General features: G+C 71.0%; 23 protein-coding genes. 13 read left to right on the top strand and 10 right to left on the bottom strand.

The annotated features are described in order from the left end of the window. The first annotated feature begins 18 nt into the window (after positions 1 to 18). Complete coding sequence (locus AB0K18_RS19925) at positions 19 to 213, top strand: DUF3046 domain-containing protein (protein ID WP_111184544.1); 195 nt, start codon at positions 19 to 21, stop codon at positions 211 to 213. A 39-nt stretch (positions 214 to 252) separates the two neighbouring features. Here the strand turns inward: AB0K18_RS19925 and AB0K18_RS19920 are convergent, their stop codons facing one another. Further along, the gene (locus tag AB0K18_RS19920) at positions 253 to 525 is read right to left on the bottom strand and encodes a hypothetical protein (protein WP_364915929.1); all 273 of its coding nucleotides are present in this window, start codon (positions 523 to 525) and stop codon (positions 253 to 255) included. Positions 526 to 894: 369 nt separating this feature from the next. Here AB0K18_RS19920 and recA point away from each other — a divergent pair, with 369 nt between their 5' ends. Continuing rightward, positions 895 to 1,989 (top strand): recombinase RecA, encoded by a 1,095-nt coding sequence (recA, locus tag AB0K18_RS19915; protein WP_355431926.1) that lies wholly within the window; start codon positions 895 to 897, stop codon positions 1,987 to 1,989. 629 nt (positions 1,990 to 2,618) lie between these two features. Here recA and AB0K18_RS19910 read toward each other — a convergent pair. Beyond that, positions 2,619 to 2,774, bottom strand: coding sequence for a hypothetical protein (locus AB0K18_RS19910; protein ID WP_364915926.1), 156 nt, complete (start codon positions 2,772 to 2,774; stop codon positions 2,619 to 2,621). Positions 2,775 to 3,668: 894 nt separating this feature from the next. Here AB0K18_RS19910 and AB0K18_RS19905 point away from each other — a divergent pair. Beyond that, entirely contained in the window at positions 3,669 to 4,145 is a 477-nt protein-coding gene (locus tag AB0K18_RS19905; protein WP_364915924.1) for a regulatory protein RecX, read from the top strand. Between the two features lie 780 nt (positions 4,146 to 4,925). Next, complete coding sequence (gene rny / locus AB0K18_RS19900; protein ID WP_364915921.1) at positions 4,926 to 6,542, top strand: ribonuclease Y; 1,617 nt, start codon at positions 4,926 to 4,928, stop codon at positions 6,540 to 6,542. A 4-nt stretch (positions 6,543 to 6,546) separates the two neighbouring features. Here the strand turns inward: rny and AB0K18_RS19895 are convergent, their stop codons facing one another. The 6 genes from AB0K18_RS19895 to AB0K18_RS19870 form a co-directional block, all read right to left on the bottom strand. Next, positions 6,547 to 8,364 (bottom strand): prolyl oligopeptidase family serine peptidase, encoded by a 1,818-nt coding sequence (locus tag AB0K18_RS19895; protein WP_364915918.1) that lies wholly within the window; start codon positions 8,362 to 8,364, stop codon positions 6,547 to 6,549. A gap of 110 nt (positions 8,365 to 8,474) precedes the next feature. After that, positions 8,475 to 9,320: a glutamate ABC transporter substrate-binding protein gene (locus AB0K18_RS19890; RefSeq protein WP_364915915.1), complete on the bottom strand. Its 846-nt coding sequence runs from the start codon at positions 9,318 to 9,320 to the stop codon at positions 8,475 to 8,477. 108 nt (positions 9,321 to 9,428) lie between these two features. Then, the gene (locus tag AB0K18_RS19885) at positions 9,429 to 10,346 is read right to left on the bottom strand and encodes an amino acid ABC transporter permease (protein ID WP_364915912.1); all 918 of its coding nucleotides are present in this window, start codon (positions 10,344 to 10,346) and stop codon (positions 9,429 to 9,431) included. Continuing rightward, positions 10,343 to 11,011, bottom strand: coding sequence for an amino acid ABC transporter permease (locus tag AB0K18_RS19880; RefSeq protein WP_364377827.1), 669 nt, complete (start codon positions 11,009 to 11,011; stop codon positions 10,343 to 10,345). The genes AB0K18_RS19885 and AB0K18_RS19880 overlap by 4 nt, the downstream gene beginning before the upstream one ends. A 57-nt stretch (positions 11,012 to 11,068) precedes the next feature. Beyond that, positions 11,069 to 11,926 (bottom strand): glutamate ABC transporter substrate-binding protein, encoded by an 858-nt coding sequence (locus AB0K18_RS19875; RefSeq protein WP_364377825.1) that lies wholly within the window; start codon positions 11,924 to 11,926, stop codon positions 11,069 to 11,071. A 34-nt stretch (positions 11,927 to 11,960) separates the two neighbouring features. Continuing rightward, the gene (locus tag AB0K18_RS19870) at positions 11,961 to 12,716 is read right to left on the bottom strand and encodes an amino acid ABC transporter ATP-binding protein (protein ID WP_355431948.1); all 756 of its coding nucleotides are present in this window, start codon (positions 12,714 to 12,716) and stop codon (positions 11,961 to 11,963) included. Positions 12,717 to 12,853: 137 nt separating this feature from the next. Between AB0K18_RS19870 and miaB the strand changes: the two genes are divergently transcribed. Beyond that, complete coding sequence (miaB, locus tag AB0K18_RS19865) at positions 12,854 to 14,347, top strand: tRNA (N6-isopentenyl adenosine(37)-C2)-methylthiotransferase MiaB (RefSeq protein ID WP_364915908.1); 1,494 nt, start codon at positions 12,854 to 12,856, stop codon at positions 14,345 to 14,347. 60 nt (positions 14,348 to 14,407) lie between these two features. On the opposite strand, the gene AB0K18_RS19860 is transcribed toward miaB, so the two are convergent. After that, complete coding sequence (locus AB0K18_RS19860) at positions 14,408 to 14,743, bottom strand: hypothetical protein (protein WP_364915905.1); 336 nt, start codon at positions 14,741 to 14,743, stop codon at positions 14,408 to 14,410. Between the two features lie 442 nt (positions 14,744 to 15,185). On the opposite strand from AB0K18_RS19860, the gene AB0K18_RS19855 reads away from it, so the two are divergent. From AB0K18_RS19855 to AB0K18_RS19845, 3 genes are all read left to right on the top strand, one after another. Beyond that, complete coding sequence (locus tag AB0K18_RS19855) at positions 15,186 to 15,788, top strand: hypothetical protein (RefSeq protein WP_364915902.1); 603 nt, start codon at positions 15,186 to 15,188, stop codon at positions 15,786 to 15,788. 265 nt (positions 15,789 to 16,053) lie between these two features. After that, complete coding sequence (locus tag AB0K18_RS19850) at positions 16,054 to 16,794, top strand: isocitrate lyase/phosphoenolpyruvate mutase family protein (protein WP_364915899.1); 741 nt, start codon at positions 16,054 to 16,056, stop codon at positions 16,792 to 16,794. A 151-nt stretch (positions 16,795 to 16,945) separates the two neighbouring features. Further along, positions 16,946 to 17,602, top strand: a complete 657-nt coding sequence (locus AB0K18_RS19845) for a hypothetical protein (protein ID WP_364915896.1) — start codon at positions 16,946 to 16,948, stop codon at positions 17,600 to 17,602. Here AB0K18_RS19845 and AB0K18_RS19840 read toward each other — a convergent pair. Then, positions 17,575 to 18,522 (bottom strand): ribonuclease Z, encoded by a 948-nt coding sequence (locus tag AB0K18_RS19840; RefSeq protein ID WP_364915893.1) that lies wholly within the window; start codon positions 18,520 to 18,522, stop codon positions 17,575 to 17,577. The two genes, AB0K18_RS19845 and AB0K18_RS19840, sit on opposite strands and share 28 nt — an antisense overlap. Before the next feature lies 1 nt (position 18,523). On the opposite strand from AB0K18_RS19840, the gene AB0K18_RS19835 reads away from it, so the two are divergent. From AB0K18_RS19835 to AB0K18_RS19815, 5 genes are read left to right on the top strand one after another with little or no spacing between them, the layout of a single operon-like run. Beyond that, the gene (locus tag AB0K18_RS19835; protein ID WP_364915890.1) at positions 18,524 to 19,048 is read left to right on the top strand and encodes a methylated-DNA--[protein]-cysteine S-methyltransferase; all 525 of its coding nucleotides are present in this window, start codon (positions 18,524 to 18,526) and stop codon (positions 19,046 to 19,048) included. A gap of 13 nt (positions 19,049 to 19,061) precedes the next feature. Then, positions 19,062 to 19,967, top strand: coding sequence for a tRNA (adenosine(37)-N6)-dimethylallyltransferase MiaA (gene miaA, locus AB0K18_RS19830; protein ID WP_364915887.1), 906 nt, complete (start codon positions 19,062 to 19,064; stop codon positions 19,965 to 19,967). Positions 19,968 to 19,976: 9 nt separating this feature from the next. Beyond that, positions 19,977 to 20,789, top strand: a complete 813-nt coding sequence (gene dapF / locus AB0K18_RS19825; protein WP_364915884.1) for a diaminopimelate epimerase — start codon at positions 19,977 to 19,979, stop codon at positions 20,787 to 20,789. A gap of 48 nt (positions 20,790 to 20,837) precedes the next feature. Continuing rightward, on the top strand, positions 20,838 to 21,593 hold the full coding sequence (locus tag AB0K18_RS19820; RefSeq protein WP_364915882.1) for a hypothetical protein: 756 nt from the start codon (positions 20,838 to 20,840) through the stop codon (positions 21,591 to 21,593). Between the two features lie 19 nt (positions 21,594 to 21,612). Continuing rightward, entirely contained in the window at positions 21,613 to 23,889 is a 2,277-nt protein-coding gene (locus tag AB0K18_RS19815; RefSeq protein WP_364915879.1) for a tetratricopeptide repeat protein, read from the top strand. Positions 23,890 to 23,892 lie beyond the last annotated feature (3 nt).

Below are 23,892 nucleotides of genomic sequence, written 5' to 3'. Positions count from 1 at the left end.
CGCTTCCATACTTGAGTGATGCGCCTGACCGAGTTCTGGAGACGGATGAACGCCCACTTCGGCGAGACCTACGCCGAGTCGTGGGCCCGCGACTATGTCCTCGCCCCACTGGGCGGTCGCACCGTCGTCCAGGCGCTGGCCGACGGCGAGAGCGCCAAGACGGTGTGGCGGGCGGTCTGCCAGGTGGAGGACGTCTCGCCGAAACTCCGCTGACCGCGCTCACTCCACGGTCACTCCGCGCTCACTCCACGGTCACTCCACGGTGGGCGCGTCGAGCGTACGGCGCAGCGCCGCGCACGTGCCCTCAAGGTCGTCGGCCGCCCCCTGCCCGCGCGGCGACCACAGGAACTGCCAGCCGTCGTTCGCCGGGGTGGCGAAGACGAGGGTCTGGCGGCTCGTACGCGGATGCCACACCCACAACACCGGATCGTCGCCCCCGACCGTCCTGCTGACGAGGCCGTGCGCGGGCAGCAACGCGGCGAGTGCCTCGAGACGGGCGCGCCGTTCCCCGGTGTAGCCGCTCACCACGTGCGCCTCCAAGCGTCGCCGTTGCAGTGAGTCTCCCCAGCTCAGACCTCGGCCAACACGCCGGGCGAGGGTGATCGGGAACGGTCGGCGGCGCGTGATCGCGACGTCACCGACCGCTGAACCGGACGGCCTCTTCTGGACGCACGCCCCCTTCCGGCCCGGGGCAGGGGAGCACTGGGCGTACCTGTGACACGCGGGATGGCGATGATCAATGGCTACCTGCGTGTTCCTGCTGTGATCGAACAGCCGTTCGGCTACGATGGACCAAGCCGGGCCACGTCTTCCCCGACTGCGGCAGAAATTGTCGGTGGCAGGCCGTAGCTTTCACTCGACTGATCGGACCACGACCCTCCAGGGGGAGTTCCCATGGCTATCAACGACCGCGAGAAGGCCCTCGAGACCGCCCTCGCTCAGATCGAGCGGCAGTTCGGCAAGGGCTCCGTCATGAGGCTGGGCGACGACGCCCGAGCTCCCATCGAGGTGATCCCCACCGGGTCCATCTCTCTGGACGTCGCCCTCGGCATCGGCGGCCTGCCGCGCGGGCGCATCGTGGAGATCTACGGCCCCGAGTCCTCGGGTAAGACGACGATCGCCCTGCACGCGGTGGCCAACGCCCAGCGCGCCGGCGGCATCGCCGCGTTCATCGACGCCGAGCACGCCCTCGACCCCGAATACGCCAAGAAGCTCGGGGTCGACACCGACGCCCTGCTGGTGTCCCAGCCCGACACGGGTGAGCAGGCGCTCGAGATCGCCGACATGCTGATCAGGTCGGGTGCCGTCGACATCATCGTCGTCGACTCGGTGGCGGCCCTGGTGCCCAAGGCCGAGATCGAGGGCGAGATGGGCGACAGCCACGTCGGCCTCCAGGCCCGCCTCATGTCCCAGGCGCTGCGCAAGATCGCCGGCGCCCTCAGCAGCACCGGCACCACCGCCATCTTCATCAACCAGCTCCGCGAGAAGATCGGCGTCATGTTCGGCAGCCCCGAGACCACGACCGGTGGTAAGGCGCTGAAGTTCTACGCCTCGGTCCGCATGGACATCCGGCGCATCGAGACTCTCAAGGACGGCACGGAGGCGGTCGGCAACCGCACCCGGGTCAAGATCGTCAAGAACAAGATGGCCCCGCCCTTCCGGGTCGCCGACTTCGACATCCTCTACGGCGTGGGCATCTCCCGTGAGGGCGGCCTCATCGACATGGGTGTGGAGCACGGCTTCGTCCGCAAGTCCGGCGCCTGGTACACGTACGAGGGCGACCAGCTCGGCCAGGGCAAGGAAAACGCGCGTAACTTCCTGCGCAACCACCCCGACATGGCCAACGAGATCGAGAAGAAGATCAAGGACAAGCTGGGGGTGGGCCCGCGTCTCGACGCTCCCGCCGAGGCCGCCGCCGCTGCCCCTGCTCCGGCCGCCACCTCCTCGGGCCGCGGCTCCAAGTCCACCCCCAAGCCGGGTGACGTCTGAGCGTCGGCCGCATGAGCAACACCGACCGGCCACAGGTGCCCCGTACACCGGAGCGGGGCGCCTGGCCCGACCCCTCCACCCGCCGCCGCGACCTGGCCCGCTCAGCCACGGACGGCTGGCCGTCGGTGTCCGAGTGGCACGCCCAACGCACCCGCCAACGCGCCGCCCAGGAAACCCCCGCCGAAGGCTCCCCTGAAACACCAGCAGGAAGCCTCACGGAAGACGAAGAGAAAAAGACCCCAGCAGAAGACACCGCCCCTGAGACCACGGCAGGGGCCCACGCCGAAGGCGCCCCTGCACTGGATGTGGCGGCAGGCACCACCGCTGAGGCCGCGGCGGCAGGGGCCCACCCCGAAGGCACCTCCGAACCGGTCGCGGCGGAAGACGCCACCGCTGAGGCCACAGCGACAGGGGAGCATGCTGAAACCGCGCCTGCACCGGCCGTGGTGAAAGGCGCCGCCGACGAGGTTAGAGCGGCAGAGGACCACGCTGAGGAAGCCTCCGCACCGGCGGCGGAAGGCGCTCCCGAGGGCAATGGAAACGGTGCTTGGTGGGGCTCCGAGACCAGCTGGACCCCACCGGCCGTTGTCACCTCGCAGGCTGTCGGGCTCCCGCCGACTGCGGGATCCTCACCGGCCGATGGCGACACCCCACCAGAGCCGCCTCGCGGTGCTCAACACCCCTTCTTCGCGCGTGAGGACAAAGAGGGCTTCGTAGCGGCGCAGGACGGCGACGACACCCGCTCGGGTGCTTCGCCGCAGCGCCGCCCGGGTGACGAATGGCACTTGGAGGTCCTCCCCGGTCCCAGCTGGTTCGCCCCCGCTCCTGAAGAGCGTGACTCCGGCCGACCGGGCCGATCACGCCGCAGCGGCGCTTCACGCTCAAGCCGATCCGGTACGACGTCCGCAGAGGCTTCGACAGGAAACCGATCCGGTACGACGTCCGCAGGGGCCTCAGCGGGCGCCCGATCCCGCAAGGGCCGCAGCCAACCATCCGGCGGCACCAGGCCGACCCGTGCCGGACAAGACGCCTTTGCTGACGCACCCGACTGGCTCGCCGGAGGGCCGGACTCGTCGGATGAGGGGCGTGGAGCGTTCGGCGGAGGACGAGACGCACTTGGCGGCGCCCGCGGCTCCTCGCGGGGGAAACGTGGCACTGGTTTCGGTGCGGCAACAGGGCTTTCTGATGACGGCGTTGAGCCGTTTGGCGCGGAAGCCGGACCGTCCGCACACGGCGCTGGGGTGTTCGGTGACGGAACCGGGTTGGCCGGTGAGGGTGCCGAGCCGTTCAGTGGTGAGGATGCCAGGCCGTTCAGTGGTGGGGGTGCGGGGCCATTCGGTGGTGAGGGTGCCGGGGCGGCCGGTGAGGATGCGGGGCCGTTCGGTAGTGAGGGTGCCGGGTCGTTCGGTGAGGGTGCGGGGCAGTTCAGTGGTGAGAGTAGGGCGTTCGGTTCGGGAGCCGGGGGCTCTAAGGGGGAGAGCGGGGCGTTCGGTGGAGGAGCCGGGGATTCCAGCGGGGAGAGAGAGGCGTTCGGTGAGAAGGCCGGGCGGCGGGGGCGCAAGGGGGGCCGGTACGGGAAGAAGTCGCGTAAGGGTGGCGCTCAGGGCCGGGGATGGCTGCCTGACGGGCCCGATGACGACAGCCCGGCCGGCGCTGCACCCCAGGCGGATCCGGAGTCGGTGGCGCGGGCCATCTGTCTGCGTCTGCTCACCATGGCGCCCAAGACCCGCGCTCAGCTCGCGGAGGCCCTGCGTAAGCGGGACGTGCCGGAGGAGGCTGCGGAGGCGGTGCTCAGCCGGTTCTCCGAGCTGGGGCTGATCAATGACGAGGCGTTCGCGGCGGCCTGGGTCGACTCACGTCATCACGGTCGCGGGCTGGCCAAGCGGGCGCTGGCGGCCGAGTTGCGCCATCGGGGTGTGGACAGTGAGACGGTCAGCGAAGCCGTGGAGCGGCTCGACCCCGATCAGGAGGAGGAGACGGCCCGGCGGCTCGTCGAACGCAAGCTCGCCGCCACCCGCTCCCTCGACCCGCAGAAGCGCACGCGCCGGCTGGCCGGCATGCTGGCCCGCAAGGGTTACCCGTCCGGCCTCGCGTTCCGCGTCATCCGCGAGGCCCTCGAACAGGAGGGCATCGAGATGGACGAAGACTTCTCGTAGGAGGCCTGTATCGCGTCCCGCACTCCAGCGCGTCCCGCACTCCAGCCCGTCTCGCACCCCATCGCGCGTCCCGCACCCCATCGCGCGTCCCGCACCCCATCGCGCGTCCCGCACTCCAGCGCGTCCCGCACTCCAGCCCGTCTCGCACCCCATCGCGCGTCCCGCATCCCAGTGCGTCCCGCACCCTGACGCGGTGGAAGGATCCCCACGCTTCAGGTTCACCGCCTGCCTGCGGCGCCTCCGTGCGGCCTCAGCGTGCGGCCTCAGCGTGCGGCCTGCGTCGCCTCCGTGCGGCATCTCCGTGCGGCATCTCCGTGCGGCCTCGGCGTCGCCTCTGTGCTGGCTCCGTGGCGGCCTCTGTGGCGCCTTCCGTCAGGGGTTGTGTGTTGGTGTGTGGGGTGGGGGCCCAAAAGGGCTGAGGGCGTGAGGTGGGCAATTCAGTGGCAATGGGGGATATGGGGTTGGGTGGGGAGATGCGCGCACGTAAGACACGCTTGATACCGCGTTTGCTTGCTCGTGACCTGTTCGACGCATAACCTCGACGGCAGTGAGGAGTTACTCCGCGCAGCGCGGATTGCCATACCGGTGAACGACGGACGAATGGGCTTGGTTGATCGAGGCAGGCGAGGTGTCGGCTTTGGCGGTCGACGCCCGGTCGGTCGTGGCTTGATCTCGATCGTGGCGATCATGCCGACCCGGCGATCCGCGGCGCGCCTGTGACCCCTCCTACATTGTGGCCGCGTTACGAGTTCTTGACGACGCGAGGAGGGCGGGGCGCACATGGGGCCGCTGGTCGTGGTGCTGATGGTGGCGGTGCTCGTGCTCGCGTTCGGCATGATAGGGGCGCTCCTCGTCGTCGTACGGCGCACGTCCGGCGGTGTGCCGCGCGCCGGTAAGCCGGATCCCGAGCAACTGCAGGCCGTGCACGAGGAGCTGGAGCAGGCGCGCGAGGAGGCGCGGGAGATCCGCACCAAGGCGGAGGGCGACGCCGAGGACATCCTGCGCAGGTCGGAGGCGGCGGCCGAGAGCGCCGCGCAGATGCGGCGCGAGGTCGAGGAGGAGAGCCGGATACTCAAGTCCGAGCTCAAGGAGCTGCGCGCCGACCTCGAGCGCAGGGAGGCCCGGCTGGCCGAGCGGGAGCAGCGGCTGGACGAGGAGGCCAGGCGGCAGGCCGAGCGCGACAGGAAGCTGGCCGAGACGGAGATCGAGCTGGCCGACCGCCGCGAGGAGCTGCTGCGGGTCGAGGACGAACGCCGGGTCATCCTGGAGCGGGTGGCCGGGCTGACCGGCGATCAGGCCAAGGCCGAGCTGGTCAAGGAGATCGAGAACCAGGCCAAGCGCGAGGCGGCGCTGATCGTCAGGGAGATCGAGGGCGAGGCGCGCAAAGAGGGCGAGAAGCGGGCCACGAAGATCGTCACGCTGGCCGTGCAGCGGCTGGCGGCGGAGCAGACGGCCGAGTCGGTCGTGAGCGTGCTGCATCTGCCGGGCGACGAGATGAAGGGCCGGATCATCGGGCGCGAGGGGCGTAACATCCGCGCGTTCGAGTCCACGACCGGGGTCAACCTGATCATCGACGACACACCCGAAGCGGTGCTGCTGTCGTGCTTCGACCCGGTCAGGCGGGAGACGGCGCGGCTGACGCTGGAGAAGCTGGTGCTCGACGGCCGCATCCACCCGCAGCGCATCGAGGAGGCGCACGACCGCAGCCGCCAGGAGGTCCAGGACCTGTGCGCGCGGGCCGGTGAGGACGCCCTGGTCGAGCTGGGCATCACCGACATGCACCCGGAGCTGACGCTGCTGCTCGGGCAGCTGCGCTACCGCACCTCCTATGGCCAGAACGTGCTCAAGCACCTCATCGAGTCGGCTCACATCGCCGGCATCATGGCGGCCGAGCTGAAGATGAACCAGACGCTGATGAAGCGCTGCGCCCTGCTCCACGACATCGGCAAGGCGCTCACCCACGAGGTCGAGGGCAGTCACGCGCTGATCGGGGCCGAGATCGCCCGCCGCTACGGCGAGGAGGAGGACGTGGTGCACGCCATCGAGGCGCACCACAACGAGGTCGAGGTCCGTACGGTCGAGGCGGTGCTCACCCAGGCCGCCGACGCGATCAGCGGCAGCCGCCCCGGCGCCAGGCGGGAGTCGCTGGAGGCGTACGTGAAGCGGCTGGAGCGGCTGGAGGAGATCGCGCAGTCGTACGAGGGCGTGGAGAAGGTGTTCGCCATGCAGGCCGGGCGGGAGATCCGGGTCATGGTCAAGCCCGACGCCATCGACGACATCCAGGCCCAGGTGATCGCCCGCGACGTGGCCAAGCAGGTGGAGGAGGAGCTGACGTACCCGGGGCAGATCCGCATCACCGTGGTGCGGGAGTCGCGCGCGACCGAGTTCGCGCGCTGACCCCTCAGGCGAAGAGCTGCTGGTAGAAGGCCAGCTCGGCGGCGAGCGCGGCGACGCGGGTCTCGGTGCGGCGGAAGCCGTGGGACTCGCCCTCGAACGCGAGGTACGTGCACGGCACCCCACGCTCCGACAGGGCGTCGGCGAAGGCCGTCGACTGCTGGGGTGGCACGACGGGGTCGTCGAGGCCCTGGAGGAGCAGCATGGGGCAGGTGACGCCGTCGACGAGGGCGAGGGGTTCGCGGCCGGCGTAGACCTCGGGGTCCTCCGGGCCCACCAGCCACTCGACGTACCGTGACTCGAAGTCGTGCGTGTGGGCGTTGAGCGGGCCGAGCGCGCTGACCCCGTAGTACGACACCCCGCCCGCGAACACGTCCGACCGGCAGCACGCGGCCATCACGGTCCAGCCGCCCGCGCTGCCGCCGCGTACGGCGATCTTGCCCGGGTCGGCGAGGCCCTCGGCGGCCAGCCATTCGGCGGCGGCGACCGTGTCGGCGACGTCGACCAGCCCCCACTGCCCCTTGAGCCGGTCGCGGTAGGCCCTGCCGTAGCCGGTCGAGCCGCCGTAGTTGACGTCGAGGACGCCGATGCCGCGCGAGGTCAGGAACGCCTTCTCCAGGTCGAGCCCGGTGTCGGCGTGGGCGGTCGGGCCGCCGTGCACGAAGATCACGTAGGGGGACGGGCCGTCGCCCGCGGCCTCGGCGTGCGGTGGGTAGAGGTAGGCGTGGACGTCGCCTCCCACGCGCACGGCCCGGGGCACCGGCAGGTAGGCGGGGTCGGGCAGGGCGGCGGAGTCGCCGGTGAGCCGCTCGTGAGCGCCCGTCGCGGTGTCGACGGTGACGACCGAGCGGGGCGTCGTGGCGGCGTAGCCGATGCCGGTCACGACGGAGCCGTCGGCGGTCAGGGCCGCGTCCCAGCCGGTGCAGGGCGTCTCCAGGTCGGTGAGCGTGCCGCGCGCCGGGTCGAGCAGGCCGAGCTGCAGGTCGCCGCGCCCGTGCAGGACCGCGAGCCGGCCGTCGTAGAGCACGGTGTACGGCATGCCGCCCAGCCGCCACGGCGGCAACGTGAACTCCTCGTCGGCCGGGCACAACGCCCGCGCCCCTTCGCCGCGCAGGCCGATCTCGTAGAGGTTCCACCAGCCGGAGTCGTCGGAGACGAGGTAGAGCCGGGAGTCGTCCTTCCAGCAGGGCGACAGCACGGACTCGTCGGCGCCGCCGCGGACGGTCCACGTCTCGCCGTCGTCGAGGCGGGTGACGCGCAGCTCGGTGCCGTCCCAGGGCATGCGGGGGTGATTCCAGCAGACATAGGCGAGATGCCGCCCGTCGGGGGACAAGGTGGGGGATGCGTAGAAGTCGCTGCCGGTGGCCCATTCGCGCACGTCGCCGCCGTCGAGCGGGATCGCGACCACGGCCCTGGTGACCTTGCCGTCCTCGGCGTGCCGCTCGCGTACGCACCACACCTGGCCGTCGCGCACCACCAGGTCGGCGTAGCGGCCGTCCTCCTCCGTGAGGGGTTTCGGTTCGCCGTTTTCGCCCAGAACGTAGAGGCGCTGATCCTTGAGGTTGGCGAACACGACGTCGCCCGACGGGGTCAGCGCATAGGGGCGGCCGCCGTACTCGTGGACCCGGGTGCGCGCGCACCACGGCGCGGGCAGCAGGTCACGGCGGGTGCCGTCGGCGTCGCGGCGCACGATCGTGGTACGCCCGCCCTCGTCGGGGCGGTCCTCGGTCCACCACACCCGGCCGTCGAGGGCCGTGGGCCAGCCGGGACGTACGCCCGAAGCGGCCACGTCTCTGGTCGAAATGGGGGAGGGCCAGAAAGGCATACCCGCATCCTGCCGGAAGATCGCCGGGAGTGCGGGCCGGTCCTCACAGTTCAGCGCCCGTTCCCCGAGATCACCCGGACCGGGAGCCCAAGGTGAGGGCCGTGGATGGGTCAGGGGCAGCCGGCGGAGCGGGGTGGGCCCTGCGGGAGCGTCAGGTGCGAGCGGCCGAACCATTTGCGCAGCAGCCGGTCGGCCGTCCCGTCCCGCCACATGGCGGTGATGGCCCGGTTGACGGCCGCGCAGGTCTCGACGTCGCCCTGCTTCAGCCCCACCCCCCACTGCTCGTCGCTGATCGGCTCGTTGAGCAGCCGGAACCGGCCTGGTTCGCGCTCGACGTACCCGGCCAGGGCGAGGTTCTCGGTGCTGACGGCGTCGAGCCGGTCATCGGCGAGTTTTCGCACGCAGGCGGAGTAGTTGACGGCGGGCACGAGCTGCGCGGGCAGGTCGAGCTTGCCGTCGGGCGGCGGGTCCACGATCCGCCGGTACGAGTTCGACCCCTCGGCCAGGCAGATCCGCTTGCCGCGCAGGTCGCTCACGTGGCGGATGCGGGTGTCGCCGGCGCGGACCATGGTGTCCTGGCTGACGATCACGTACGGCCCGCCGAACGTCACCTTGGGCTTGCGGGACTCGGTGATCGAGTACGAGGCCACGATCAGGTCCACGGTGCCGTTCTGCAGCAGCGACTCGCGGGTGGACGACGGCGACTCGCGCCAGGTGATGGCGACCTTGGCGCCGCCGGACAGGTGGCGGACGAGGTAGCGGGCGACGTCCACGTCGAAACCCTGCGGGTCGCCGCTGCCGGTGCGCAGGGCCAGGCCGGGCTGGTCCCACTTGGTGCCGACGACGACCGTGCCGGTGTCCTTGATCTTGTCGACGACGGTGGCGGGCCGTCCCACGCCGCCGCACGCGGCCAGGCACAGCGTCACGGCCGCTCCCGCGAGCACCACCCCACGCATGGACTACGGCTAACCAGAAGGGCGCAGTGGTAACTCGGCGTAGGACATCTCTGGGTAAAGCGACGAAGCCCCCGGCGAGGGATTCGCCGGGGGCTTCGTCGACAGGGGTCACTCCACGGGACGGTCGGGTGCCAGGCCACCGCCTTCGGTGCCCTGACCCGCGGCCACGCCCACCTCGGCGGAGCCGGGCGCCGCGACGGGCCGCGCCGCCGTCTTCCTGCTGCGCCGGCTGCGCCGCTCCAGCCAGGTGGCCAGATAGCTGAGCGCCAGGTTGAGCGCCACGTAGATGATGCCGATGACGATCGCAGCCGGGATCAGCGAGCCGAAGAACGCGGCAGGCAGGATCTTGAAGCCGGTGTTGAGCAGGTCGACGTAGGCGATGATGTAGCCGAGCGCGGTGTCCTTCAGCAGCACCACGAGCTGGCTGACGATCGCCGGCATCATCGCCGTGATGGCCTGCGGCAGCAGCACCAGCCGCAGCACCTGGTTCTTGCGCATGCCGACCGCGTACGCCGCCTCCGACTGCCCCTTGGGCACCGCGTGCACGCCCGCCCTGACGACCTCGGCGAGCACCGAGCCGTTGTAGAGCGTGAGGCCGAGCACGACGGCCGCGAACGCGTAGTCGCCGCCGCCGAACAGCGTGGGCGCCAGGTAGAAGATGAAGAAGATCAGCAGCAGCAGCGGGATCGCACGGAAGACCTCGACCACGACGCCGGCCGGGATGCGGATCCAGGCGTGGTCGGAGAGCCGGGCCAGACCGAAGATCGCGCCGAACGCCAGCGCCAGCACCGCCGCCACCGCGGCCGCGCGCAGCGTGCCGATCAGCCCGGGGATGATGAAGACCTGCCAGGTGTTCCACTCCAGGAACGGCTGCCAGATCTTGCCCTCGAACTGGCCCTTGGCGTCGAAGCCGCGGTAGACGCCGTACAGGACGGCGAGCACCGCGATGACGCTGATCACGGTCAGCCCGTGGTTGCGCAGCCGCCCGCGCGGCCCGGGGGCGTCGAAGAGTACGGAGGTGCTCATCGGACCACCGCCAGCCGCCGCGACAGCCACCCTGTGAAGAAGCCGATCGGCATGGTCAGTGCCATGAACGCGACGATGATGCCGAGGAAGATCGGGATCGACGCGCCGGTCGTGTCAAAGGTGATCTTCATGACCGCCGCAGAGTCGAGGAGGAAACCACCGGCCGTCGCGACCGTGGTGTTCTTGATCATGGCGATCATCACGCTGCCCAGCGGCGCGATGACCGCGCGGAACGCCTGAGGCAGGATGATCATCGTCAGCGACTGCATGAACGTCAGTCCGATCGCCCTGGCCGCCTCCGCCTGGCCCATCGGCACCGTGTTCACGCCGGCGCGCAGCGCCTCGCAGACGAAGGCCGCGGTGTAGACCGACAGCCCCATCGACACGATCCAGAACGAGTTGGTCGTCGGCGTCTCGGAGAACACCAGGCCGAGCTGGTCGCTCAGGCCCAGCGCGGAGAACGCCAGCACCAGCGTCAGCGGGGTGTTGCGCACCACGTTGACGTAGATCGTCCCGGCCGCACGCAGGACCGGGGTGGGAGAGACCCGCATCGCCACCAGAATCGTGCCGAGGATCAGGGAGGCGACCGCGGACACGAGGGAGAGCTTGACGTTCTCCAGGAATCCCAGCCCGAGGTCGGGGGCGTACTTGATGAGTTCGTCCATTGTGCTCCACCGCATAGGCAGCGGCGGCCGGTCATCCGGCCGCCGCTATTGGTGAGATCAGGCGCAGCCCTCGGCCGGCGGCGCCTGCGTCGAGAGGTTGAGGCCCTGGATGCCGCCGAACCACTTGTCCAGCAGCTGCTTCATGGTGCCGTCGTCCCACAGCTTCTTGACCGCCGTGTTCACGGCCTCGCACGTCTTGGTGTCGCCCTTCTTCAGGCCGACGCCGTACTTCTCGTCGGTGAAGCCCTGGCCGAGCACCTTGAAGTTGCCGCCGGCCTGCTTGGCGAAGCCCGCCAGGATCAGGTCGTCGGTGGTGACCGCGTCGAGGTTGCTGCCGCTCAGCTTCTGCACGCACTCGGAGTAGTTGGCGGCGTCGACGGTGGTGGCGTCGATGTCGAGCTCACCGTCCGGCGGCGGGTCGGTGATCCGCTTGTACGAGTTGGAGCCCGCGGCCTTGCAGATCTTCTTGCCCTTGAGGTCCTGCGGGGCGTTGATGGAGGTGTCGTCCTTGCGGACCATCACGTCCTGGTGCGCCACGACGTAGGGGCCGCCGAAGGTGACCTTGCCCTTGCGCTCCTCGGTGATGGAGTAGGTGGCGAAGATGATGTCGACCGTGCCGTTCTGCAGGAACGGCTCACGGTTGGAGGAGGCGGACTCCTTCCATTCGATCTTCACGTCCTTGCCGCCGGCCACTTCCTTCAGTACGGCCTTGGCCACGTCGACGTCGAAACCCTCGGGCTCGCTGCCCGTCTTGAGGCCCAGGCTCGGCTGGTCCCACTTGGTGCCGACCACAATGGTGCCGCCCCCGGCGATCTTGTCGGCCACGGTGGCGTAGTCGCCGCCACCGCCGCCGCTCTCGCCGCCGCAGGCCGCGAGGCCGGCGGCCATGGCCAGCACCGAGAGCACTGCTCCCATTCGACGCATGTGCATGTGTTCCCTGCCTTGGTTGTCAGTGCGTGAGAATCTTCGAAAGGAAGTCACGCGCCCGGTCCGTCTGCGCGTTGGTGAAGAACTCGTCGGGGGTGTTCTCCTCCACGATCTGCCCGTCGGCCATGAACACCACCCGGTTGGCCGCCCGCCGGGCGAATCCCATCTCGTGCGTGACGACCACCATGGTCATCCCGTCACGGGCCAGCCCGACCATGACGTCGAGCACCTCTTGCACCATCTCGGGGTCGAGGGCGGAGGTCGGCTCGTCGAACAGGATCATCTTCGGGTCCATGGCCAGCGCCCTGGCGATGGCGACCCGCTGCTGCTGGCCGCCGGAAAGCTGGGCCGGATATTTGTCCGCCTGCGCGGCGATGCCCACCCGTTCGAGCAGCTCCATCGCGCGCTTGTTCGCGGCGTCCTTGGCGACTCCGCGCACCTTGACCGGGCCGAGAGTGACGTTCTCCCTGATGGTCTTGTGCGCGAACAAGTTGAACGACTGGAAGACCATGCCGACTTCGGAACGCAGCCGCGCCAGCCCCTTGCCCTCCTCGGGCAGGACCTGACCGTCGAAAATGATCTTTCCGTCGCTGATCGTCTCCAACCGGTTCATCGTGCGGCACAAAGTGGACTTACCGCCGCCCGATGGGCCGATGACGACCAGGACCTCGCCACGAGAGACGGTCAAGTTGATGTTCTTCAGGACGTGCAACGCCCCGAAGTGCTTGTTGACGTTCTCCAACTGGACCAGTGGAGTGGCGTCGCCGTTCTCCGTCATGGAGTAAAACGTAGAGGGCATTAGAACGCTGTGCACTAACCGAGCGGTACCGATCCGATCACATCATGCCGTCAAGCTGGCCTTTTAGAACCGTACGGCCCTTGTCAAGGCGGACTGCGACTACCCTTGAATCTGCCATGACTGTGACCCAGGAGGGCGCCCGCACATACGAAGTGCGCACATACGGGTGCCAGATGAACGTCCACGACTCCGAGCGGCTGTCCGGTCTGCTGGAAGAGGCCGGCTACGTGCCCGCTCCCGACGGCGAGACGGCCGACGTGGTCGTGTTCAACACGTGCGCCGTGCGGGAGAACGCCGACAACCGCCTCTACGGCAACCTCGGCCACCTCCGCCCGGCCAAGGCCGGCAATCCCCGCATGCAGATCGCCGTCGGGGGCTGCCTGGCGCAGAAGGACCAGGGCGAGATCGTCCGCCGGGCCCCGTGGGTCGACGTCGTGTTCGGCACCCACAACATCGGCTCGCTGCCGGTGCTGCTGGAGCGGGCGCGCATCGAGGGCGAGTCGCAGGTCGAGCTGAAGGAGTCGCTCGAGGTCTTCCCCTCGACGCTGCCCACCAAGCGCGAGTCGGCCTACGCCGCCTGGGTGTCGATCTCCGTCGGCTGCAACAACACCTGCACGTTCTGCATCGTGCCGTCGCTGCGCGGCAAGGAGAAGGACCGCCGCCCCGGCGACGTCCTCGCCGAGGTGCAGGCGCTGGTCGACCAGGGCGTGCTCGAGGTCACGCTGCTGGGCCAGAACGTCAACACCTACGGCGTGGAGTTCGGCGACCGGCTGGCCTTCGGCAAGCTGCTGCGCTCGTGCGGCGGCATCGAGGGTCTTGAGCGGGTGCGCTTCACCTCGCCCCACCCGGCCGCCTTCACCGACGACGTCATCGCCGCGATGGCCGAGACGCCCAACGTGATGCACCAGCTCCACATGCCGCTGCAGTCGGGCTCCGACCGGGTGCTGCGGGCCATGCGGCGCTCCTACCGGGCCGAGCGCTACCTCGGCATCATCGAGCGCGTGCGCGCCGCCATGCCCGACGCGGCCATCTCCACCGACATCATCGTCGGCTTCCCCGGCGAGACCGAGGAGGACTTCCAGGCCACCCTCGACGTCGTACGCCAGAGCCGCTTCGCCAACGCCTTCACCTTCCAATACTCCATCCGCCCCGGCACTCCGGCGGCCACCATGGCCGACCAGGTGCCGAAGGAGGTCGTCCAGGAGCGCTACGAGCGGCTGGTCGCGCTGCAGGAGGAGATCTCGTGGGAGGAGAACAAGAAGCAGGTCGGGCGCACGCTCGAAGTCCTGGTCGCCGAGGGCGAAGGGCGCAAGGACGAGGCCACCAGGCGGTTGTCCGGGCGCGCGGCGGACAACCGGCTCGTGCACTTCGCCGTCGGTGACGAGACGCCGCGGCCCGGTGACATGGTGACGGTCGAGGTGACGTACGCGGCGCCGCACCACCTGGTCGCCGACGGGGCCGTGCTCGGAGTGCGGCGCACCCGCGCCGGCGACGCCTGGGAGGCTCGCCAGGGTGGCGGGGCCCCGTCGCCGGGGGTGCTGCTCGGCATGCCGACCATCGGCCGTCCCGCTCCGCTGCCCGCCGCCACGGGGGGCTGCTCGGCGCACTGATCCGTTCCATCGAGGGCGGTACCGGTTCTCCGGTGCCGCCCTCTGCCGTGTCCCGGGCCGTCAGCGGGTCAGGCGGTCGAGCACGTCGTAGCAGGGGCCGCGGCGGAAGTCGTGGAACGTGGCGCAGGGGTCCGGCATGCCGGGTTTCTGGGCCGGTTCGGGGTCCTGGGCCGGCTCCGGCGGTGGGGGTGGCTGGGGCGGCGCCTGCGGGGCCGGCGAACCGTGCGGGCGGGCCTTCTGCGGTGGTACGAGGGGGCGCGCCTCCGGGGTGGGCAGGATCGGCTTCCTGTACGTCGGGGGGACCGGGGACGTCAGCGGGCCCGCCGAGGGAAGGGGCCGTCCGGCCGGGGTGTCCCAGGGCGGGAGGAGGTCGGCGGCGGGGTCCCAGGGCGGCACCGGTTCTATCCAGGGTGGGGACAGCGGGCCGAACATGATCGACGCCGGGCGGGGTGATGAGGAATGGATCGCTCCATTCGACCGCCTCGCTGTGGGTGTGGCTGTTTGTGGTGTGATCGACGCCGAGAGTGGCGATTCAGACGAATTCGATCTTACGGAAAGCGGGGTTTCCCGATCGAATCCCTGCGGTCTTTGCGAAGATGGTTCCCGCGAGTCGGTGAATGCCAGGAAAATTCCTAGCATCGCGGTGACCAGTACCCCGAAGACTCCGGCCATGGGCGCGAGGTGGGCGCGGCCACCTGGGGAAATGGATCTAAGGGGGGACAAGTCGTGATTCCTTTGTGATTGTTGTGCGAGCATTAGGCTGTTGCGGCTAGTGTGGTCCATCACCCGCGGAAGCCGGTGAGCTTTCCCCGATACGACCGCAGGGAGCTGTAGCGCCATGCAAGATCCGAACCAGGCGGACCGCCAGGAGATCCTGTCCGGGCCGGGAGACGCCCGGCTCGATCCGCGAAACAGACCGCAGAGAAACAGATCGACCAAGAACAACAAGAAGGCGACGATCCTCGCCGCTTCGGCGCTCGTCGCGCTGCTCGCGGCCGGTGGCGCCGGCTACCTGCTGGCGGGGAACGACGGTGAGGCCGCCCAGAGCGGCGCCGGGCCGCAGACGTCCCAGAGCGCGGGAGACGACCTCCAGGGCGACGACGACGCGACCATGGGTGACGTCACCGCCGACGAGCCCGGCGACGGCGCGAAAGACCAGGCCGCTGACGCTCCCGCCGACACCCCCGTGGACGACGGCGGGGTGGGCGACGTGGCCGACCCCGGCACCGGTGGTGGCGATCCGGCCGGCACCGACAAGAGCGGCTCGAAGGGCGTCAACGCCGCGCGCGGCGACTCCGGCGAGAAGACGACCAACGGCAAGAAGCCGGTCTCGTCCCCCTCGAACTCCCCGCAGTCCTCGGGCAACGGCGGCACCTCCGACAGCCCGGCCGACGGCCCCGCGGGCACGGTCGCGGGCCAGTGCTCGAAGAGCGGCTGCTGACCCTTCCCCCGGCCCCAGGCGCGACGCTGACCGGCTCGTGGCGTGCCCTGCGGCGGGCTCGCCTTGTGGGCGGCCGCTGACCTGCCCGTGGCTCGCCCAGCGGCGGCTCGCCCTTGTGACCGGCCCTGACTCTTCCCGGGCGGGCGCTGCCCGCCCTTGGTCCGTTCGCCCTTGAGGGCGGCCGCTGGGGCCGGCGAAGTGGTTCGGCGGTTCCGGGGCGTACTGGACCTTCGGCTCCTCGCGGGCGGGTGCCTAGGGTCGGCGTATGACGACTGACAGAGCGTCCGTGCTGCGGGCGCTGCACGTGCCGGGACGCCCGCTGGTGCTGCCCAACGTCTGGGACGCCGCCTCCGCGCGGGCCGTACGGCAGGCGGGGTTTCCCGCGGTGGCCACCAGCAGCGCCGCGGTGGCCCGCACGCTCGGCCACGAGGACGGCGAGCGGACGCCCGTCGCGGAGATGCTGGCCGCCGTGGCCCGGGTGGCGGCGGCCGTGGACGTCCCCGTGACGGCCGACTTCGAGCGCGGCTACCGGCTCAAGCCCGCCGAGCTGGCCGAACGGCTGCTCGCCACCGGGGCCGTCGGCTGCAACCTGGAGGACTCCCTGCCGGACACCGGCGAACTGGCCGATCCGGGGGAGCAGGCGGACTTCCTCGCCGAGGTGCGCGCGGCGGCGGGCCCCGGGCTGGTGATCAACGCCAGGGTGGACGTCTACCTCGCGGGAAGGCCCTCACGTGAGGAGGCCGTGCGGCGGGGGCGGCGGTACCTGGAGGCGGGGGCCGACTGCGTGTACCCCATCGGCGCGACCGGCGAGGACGAGATCAGGGCGCTGGTGAGCGAGCTGGGCGGGCCGGTCAACGTGCTGTCCGCCCCCGGAGTGCCGCCGCTCGGGCGGCTGGCGGAGCTGGGCGTGGCGCGGGTGAGCTTCGGCAGCGGGCTGCACCAGGCGACCCAGGCGTACACGAAGGGGCTGCTGGAGGCGGTGGCCGAGGGCCGCGGCCCGTACTGAGGGCGTGGCTCTCGGCCCCCGCGTCACTTGAGGCTCTACTGGGGGCATGGCGCTCTCGGCCCCGCATCACTCGACGGCCGTACTGAGGGCGTGGCGGGGGCGGGATCGCCCCACCGGGCGCCGTGGCAGCCGGTCTGAGTACTCTTGCGGCGTGCTTGTCGCCGCGGCCGTCTGCCCGCCAACCCCGCTGGTCGTGCTCGATATGCCCGACCTCCGCTCCGCCTGCCACGCCGCCGTCGCCGGGCTGGCCGAGGCCCGTCCTGAGACGCTGATCGTGGTGGGCGGGGCCGAGATCACGGCCTCGTACGACGGCACCGCCCCGGGCACCCTGCGCCCGTGGGGCGTGGAGCTGGCGACCCCGGGCGGCGGCGAGCCGGTGCTGCCCCTGTCGCTGACCGTCGCCCGGCTGCTGCTCGGCGACCGGACGCCGGACGGGCTGCGGTCGGTGGCGTTCGACGCGGCGCCGGAGGAGTGCCTGGCGCTGGGGGAGAAGCTGGCCGGTGGCGGCGACCGGGTGGCGCTGCTGGTGATGGCCGACGGCTCGGCGTGCCTGAGCCCGCGCGCGCCAGGCCGGTACGACGAGGCGGCGGGCCCGCTCAACGACCGGATCGCCGACGCCATCGCCACCGGAGACCCCGCCCCGCTGGCCGCCCTCGACCCCGTCCTGGCCGACCGGCTGTGGGTGGGCGGCAGGGCCGCGCTCCAGGTGCTGGCCGGGGCGGCGGGCGCGCACACGTTCGGGGGCCGGCTGCTCATGGCCACCGCCCCCTACGGCGTCGGCTACTTCGCCGGATCCTGGTCCGCCTGACCTGGACGGACCTGGGAGGCGGTGGGCCGGCGTCTGGGGACGGGGACGCGCATCAGGTCGCGGGCCGGCACCACCTCGCCGTCGAAGTGCCTGCGCACCTCCTCGACGAACGCCGGCTCGTCGTCGAAGCCGTACCGCTCGGAGAAGTGGGTGAGCACCAGCCGCCGCACCCCCGCGTCGGCTGCCACGAGTCCCGCCTCCAGCGCCGTCAGGTGCCCGTACTCCTTGGCCAGCGCCGACTCCGATGACAGGAACGTGGCCTCGATGACCAGCAGGTCGACCCCGTTGGCCAGCTCGAAGACGGAGTCGCAGAGCCGGGTGTCCATCACGAACGCCACGCTCTGACCCGGTTTCGGCTCGCTGCACTCGGCGAGCGTGACCCCGCGTACGGACCCGGTGCGCTGCAGCTCGCCCACCTCAGGCCCGCGGATGCCGTGGGCGGCCAGCTTCTCCGGCAGCATGCGGCGGCCGAGCGGCTCCTGGACGCGGTAGCCGTACGACTCGACGGGATGGGACAGCCGGCGCGCGATGACCGGCCCGACCGAGGCTTGGTCGCCGGAGACGGGATGTTCGGAGATGACCGCGGTGTCGGCGAAGGCGGCGGCGTGGCGGAGCCTGCGCCAGTACGTCTCGCCGGAGGCGGGGAAGACGGCGCGGACGGGATGGCGTACTTTGTCGCGGGCGATCCGCTGCACGATCCCCGGCACGCCGAGGCAGTGGTCGCCGTGGAAGTGGGTCAGGCAGATCCAGTGGACGTCGTTGGCGCTCACGCCCGCGTACGTCATCTGGCGCTGCGTGCCCTCTCCCGGGTCGAACAGGAAGCCCTGGCCGTCCCAGCGCAGGAGGTAGCCGTTGTGGTTACGGTGTCGGGTAGGAACCGCGCTGGACGTCCCCAGCACCACGAGCTCACGTGAGGACACGATGACCCCTAGCGAGGAGACGGTCGCCATCGCCGAGGTGCCCACGCCGGTGGGCACGTTCGCCCTGGCCCTGACCGAGAACGGCCTCGTGGCGTCGGGCTGGGGGTCCCGCGCCAGGGTGGCAGGCCGGCTCGATCTGGCTGAAGTCCATGACCCGGATCGTACGGCCTCCGCCGTCGCCGAGCTGAAGGCTTATTTCGCGGGCGAGCTGAAGACGTTCGGGACGCCGATCGACTGGCGGCTGATGTCGGGCTCGCGGCTGCGGGTCCTCCAGGCGCTGCACAAGGTCCCGTACGGCGCCGCCGTCACCTACGGCGAGCTGGCCGCGCTCGCGGGCTCCGGCGTGCCCGCGAGAGGCATCGGCTCGATCATGGGCTCCAACCCGATCCCGATCGTGATCCCCTGCCACCGGGTGGTGGCGGCGGGCAACGGGCTGGGCGGGTTCAGCGGCGGCGAGGGCGTGGAGACCAAGCGGTGGCTGCTGACCCACGAGGGCTACCTGCAGCCGACCCTGCTGGATCTCTAGCAGACTTGTCGCCGTGCGCCAGCAGCCAGTGATCGCCGTCGTGGGTCCCACGGCGGCAGGAAAGTCCGATCTCGCCGTCGACCTCGCCCTCCGGCTGGGAGGTGAGTGCGTCAACGCCGACTCCATGCAGCTCTACCGCGGCATGGACATCGGCACGGCCAAGCTCACCCCGGCCGAGCGCCGCGGGGTGCCCCACCACCTGCTGGACATCTGGGATGTCACGGTCACCGCCAGCGTGGCCGAGTACCAGAAGCTGGCCAGGGCCGTCTTCGACGCCGTCGAGGTGCCCGTGCTGGTCGGCGGCAGCGGCCTCTACGTGCGGGCGGCCATCGACGACCTGGAGTTCCCCGGCACCGAGCCGGAGATCAGGGCCAGGCTGGAGGCCGAGCTTGCCGAGCGCGGCCCTGCGCCGCTCTACGAGCGGCTGCGCGAGCAGGACCCGGCCGCCGCCGCCGCGATCCTGCCGACCAACGGCCGCCGCATCGTGCGGGCGCTGGAGGTGATCGAGCTGTCCGGCCGGCCGTTCTCGGCGACCATGCCGTCGTACGACGCGGTCTATCCGAGCGTGCAGATCGGCATAGAGGTGCCGCGGCCGGTGCTCGACGAGCGGATCGAGCTGCGGGTCGAGCGCATGTGGGCGGCGGGGCTGGTCGACGAGGTGCGCACGCTGCTGGGCCAGGGCCTGGCCGAGGGCCGCACGGCGAGCAGGGCGCTGGGTTACGCCCAGGTCGTCAAGTTCCTCGAAGGGGAGTGGAGCGAGGAGCGGGCCAAGGCCGAGACGGTCAGGCTGACCAGGCGCTTCGCCCGCCGGCAGGAGTCGTGGTTCCGCCGGGATCCGCGGGTGCGGTGGCTGGCGTACGACGCCCCGGACCTGCTTGAGCGATCCCTCGCTCTCATAGCCGGACACCCGTACGAATAAACTCCTAAGATGCGCTTTCTCAAGGGGCACGGCACCGAGAACGACTTCGTCATCCTGCCTGATCCCGGCGGTGAGGTCGATCTGTCGGCTTCGCTCGTCGCGAAGATCTGTGACAGGAGGGCCGGCATCGGCGCCGACGGCGTGCTCCGCGTGGCGCCCACGAAGCAGAGCCCGGAGGTGGCCGACCAGGCGGCCGCCGCCGAGTGGTTCATGGACTATCGCAACTCTGACGGCAGCATGGCCGAGATGTGCGGCAACGGCGTGCGGGTGTTCGCCCGCTACCTGGTGGACGCCGGGCTCGTGCACGGCACGGAGTTCGGCGTGGCGACGAGGGGCGGCGTACGCAGGGTGCGCGTCGAGCCGAACGGCGACATCACGGTGGACATGAGCAAGCCCTCCGTCCACGGCGAGAGCACGGCGTCGGTGGGCGGCCAGGAGTACACCGGCCTCCACGTCGACATGGGCAACCCGCACCTGGCCTGCTCGATCGGCGACCCGGTCGCGCAGCTCGACCTCAGCCACCAGCCTGGTTTCGACACGGGCGTCTTCCCCGCCGGGGTCAACATCGAGCTGTTCAACCCGGTGGGCACGAGCCGGGCGGTCATGCGCGTCTACGAGCGCGGCTCGGGCGAGACCAGGGCCTGCGGCACGGGCGCGGTGGCCACGGCGGTCGCGGCGGCGGCGCTGACCGGCGACACCACGGGCACGTGGACGATCGAGGTGCTGGGCGGCACGCTGACGGTGATCCTCGACGAGGACACCAGCTACCTGTCGGGACCGGCGGTGATCATCGCGAGCGGCGAACTGACTATTGCAGAATGATGTTCTGCTAGGGGATGCTGGGTCCACTTCCTGAACTGAGAGGTGGACATGGCGCACCCACGCACCACGGCGGCCCGGGTCAAGACGCCCATCGGGCAGTTCGGCGGCGGATGGATGATCTCACGCGAGGTCAAGGCCATCTGCGACGAGTACGGGCTCGGCCCGCGCGAGGCGTACTTCCGGGGCCGCTGCGGCGTGCTCGGCGAGTGCGCGGCCGACGTCGTCACGTCGGTCGCCGTCTTCTTCCCGCCCGAGCACGTCGAGGCGAGCTGGAACGGCGGGCGCAAGCTGGCCGCGGACCGCGCCGTCGAACTGTACGCCGCCGCCTGCCACGAGTGGGGGCGGCGCAAGCTCGGCGGCCACGACGGCTGCGCCAGGATCGCCGAGCTGCTGGAGCCGGTCGTCGAGCGGGCCTCGCCCGTGGGGGCGCCGCTGTTCGCGGGCTGGCGGGCCGTGCCCCTGCCCGACGACGCGCCCGCGCGGGCCGTCCAGCTCATGCACGTCGTACGCGAGCTGCGCGGCGGTCTGCACGCCAACGCCGTGATCGCGGCCGGGCTGCACCCCTTGGAGGCGACGCTGGCCGCCGAGCACGACGCGCTGCCGCTGGGACGCTCGTCGGGCGAGGACATCGCGCGCTTCTTCACCTGGCCCGAGCCGTACGAGAAGCCGGGCCCGGAGGTCGTGAAGCGGCGCGCGGCCGTGGAAGAGAACACCGACGACCTCATGGCGGAGGTGTTCTCGGTCCTCACCGACGCCGAATCGGACGAGCTGATCGAGCTTCTGCGTTTTGGGGACGCTCGTTGACCTGGCAGACTGACTGCCCATGGACGTGGACATCTGGGCCTGGGTCGGCGAAACCCAGCAGCAGCTTTCCGAGGCGGGCAACGTTGGCCTCGCCATGGCGCTGGGAGACCTCCCCGCACAGGCTTACGAGGGCCGATACCCGCAGCTCGACGTCATGGCTCCGGCCATCGCGCAGCAGGCGGAGGCTCTGGAGCTGCCCTGGCTCGAGTTCTACGCCCGCTACTGGCACCTGATCGGCCGCATCGGCGACCGCGCCCAGGGCGCGGTCGCGGTCGACGACGCCAAGCAGTTGCTGGCGTTCGCTCAGCGCGAAGACGTGCGCGAGTGCCCCGCGACTCCGGCGGCGGCCGAGGCGATGGCCATCGCGTGGGCCAACGCCGACGGCCCTGGCCACGCCACCGAGCGGCTTGAGACCGTGGGCGCCTTTCTCGAAGGCATGAGCCCGGAAAACCCGGCCTTCTCCGGCCTCACGACGCAATACGTCGCGGCCCTCATCGACGCCGGAAAAGCGGGCGAGGCCGTCACCTACACAGAGTCCGCCGTCGAGCGGCTGCGCACGGCGGGCCGCGAGGCGAGCTGGGAGCTGGGGGCAGAGAGCGCCCGCGCGCTGCTGGCCGCGGGCCGCGCCGAAGACGCGCTCACCGCGCTGCAGGCGGCGTCGGAGTTCAAGCCCGACGACCCGGTCGCCAAGGAGCACCGCGACGGCGTGCGCAGGGCGCTCATCCTCGCCACGCTCGGCCGCATCGCCGAGTCCGTCGACGCGCTGCCCGACCTCGACGTCGTGGGCGACCACCCGCGCGTGTGGGTCGAGTGGACCCAGGCGGTCAGCAAGCTCGCCGGCTCCGCCCAGATCACCAACACCTGGCAGCTCGGCCGCGTCGTGCGCCAGTGGATCGACTACTTCGGCATGATGGGCGGCTACCGCGCCCGCGTCGAGCTGGCGCTGGTCGCCGGCGACCTCGCACTCGGCCGGCAGGGCGTGTGGCAGGCCAGGCTGCTCGCCGACCTCGCCGAGTCCGGCACCGCCGAGCTGCGCGAGAGCGGCGACCTCGGCGAGCGCATCGCCGCGCTGCGCGCCGGCGCCGACGGCACGGAGGAGCCGGCCGCTCCCGGCCCGCTGGAGGAGCGCGTCGGGCTGTTCGACGCCGCCGACGGCTTCAACGCCGACCCCGAGAAGTGGGTGGGCTGGCTGGCCCCGCTGTCCGGCGACGACCTCGAGGCCACCCGCCGCCACACCACCACGCTCGGCTTCCTCGGCTACCCCGCCACCGGCGCCGACATCTACTGGAAGAAGCTGGTCGACAGCGGCGAGATCGCCACCGCCGACGGTGACGACGTCGCCTACCTCACCACGCTGCTCATCGAGGCCCGCCAGGACGAGCGGCTTGAGCAGATGGCCGCCATGCTGCCCCACGCGGCCCAATACCTCGCGCTCACCCGCCTCCACAGCGCCCGCGAGCGCTGGCCCGAGGCGGTCGAGGCGGGCGAGCACGCCATCGCGGCCGGGGCCGGCATCGACGCCCGCCGCCTGCTGTCCGGCGCCGCCCAGCAGGTCGACCAGAACGCCAGAGGCGCCCAGGTGCTGCTCGAAGTGCTCGACGAGCTCACCGAGGAGGACACCTGGCGCATGATCGTCATGGCCACCTCCGCCGAAGACTGGGAGACCGTGCGCAAGGGCGCGGCCAAGATCGGCATGCCGATCAAGTCCGCCGAGGGGCCGATCGAGGAGGAGATGGGCCTCATCAGGCTCATCCTGCCCGCGCCCGACGGCGGCCAGCGTCAGGTGCTGTCCATCCGCACCGGCCCGGCCACCGCCAGGCTCGCCCTGCCGCAGCCGCGCGGCATGGACTACAACGCAGGCGACCTCGTCGTCTTCGACCCGCAGCTGCTGGAGCCGGTGCCGGAAGACCCGCAGGAGCAGCAGAACTTCGTGCCGCCCTTCGCCGCGGTGCGCATCCTGCGGCCCGGCGGCTACACCAGCTACTTCTTCGACGGCGCCGCGCCGAGCGAGGAGGACTGGGCGGAGTTCACCGAGGTCATGGCCGAGCGCGGCTGGCCGATGTGGGTCTACAGCGACGAAAACTACACCATCACCCACCCCTCCACCGGCGAGTCGCTGCCCGGCGTCTTCGGCTGGGTCGCGGTGCCGCCCGACGTCTCGGCCGCCGAGGTCGACGCGCTGCTCGACGACGCCACCGAGCGCTGGGTGCACCCGCTGGCCTGGCTCGACCTGGCGCGCGAGATCGACGTCGAGGTCGAGCGGCACGAGCGCATCGTCAAGGAATACGGGCTCTAGACC

The organism is Nonomuraea sp. NPDC049421, from assembly GCF_040677005.1.
Classification (GTDB): domain Bacteria; phylum Actinomycetota; class Actinomycetes; order Streptosporangiales; family Streptosporangiaceae; genus Nonomuraea; species Nonomuraea salmonea.
This window is presented reverse-complemented; position numbering and strand designations above follow the sequence as displayed.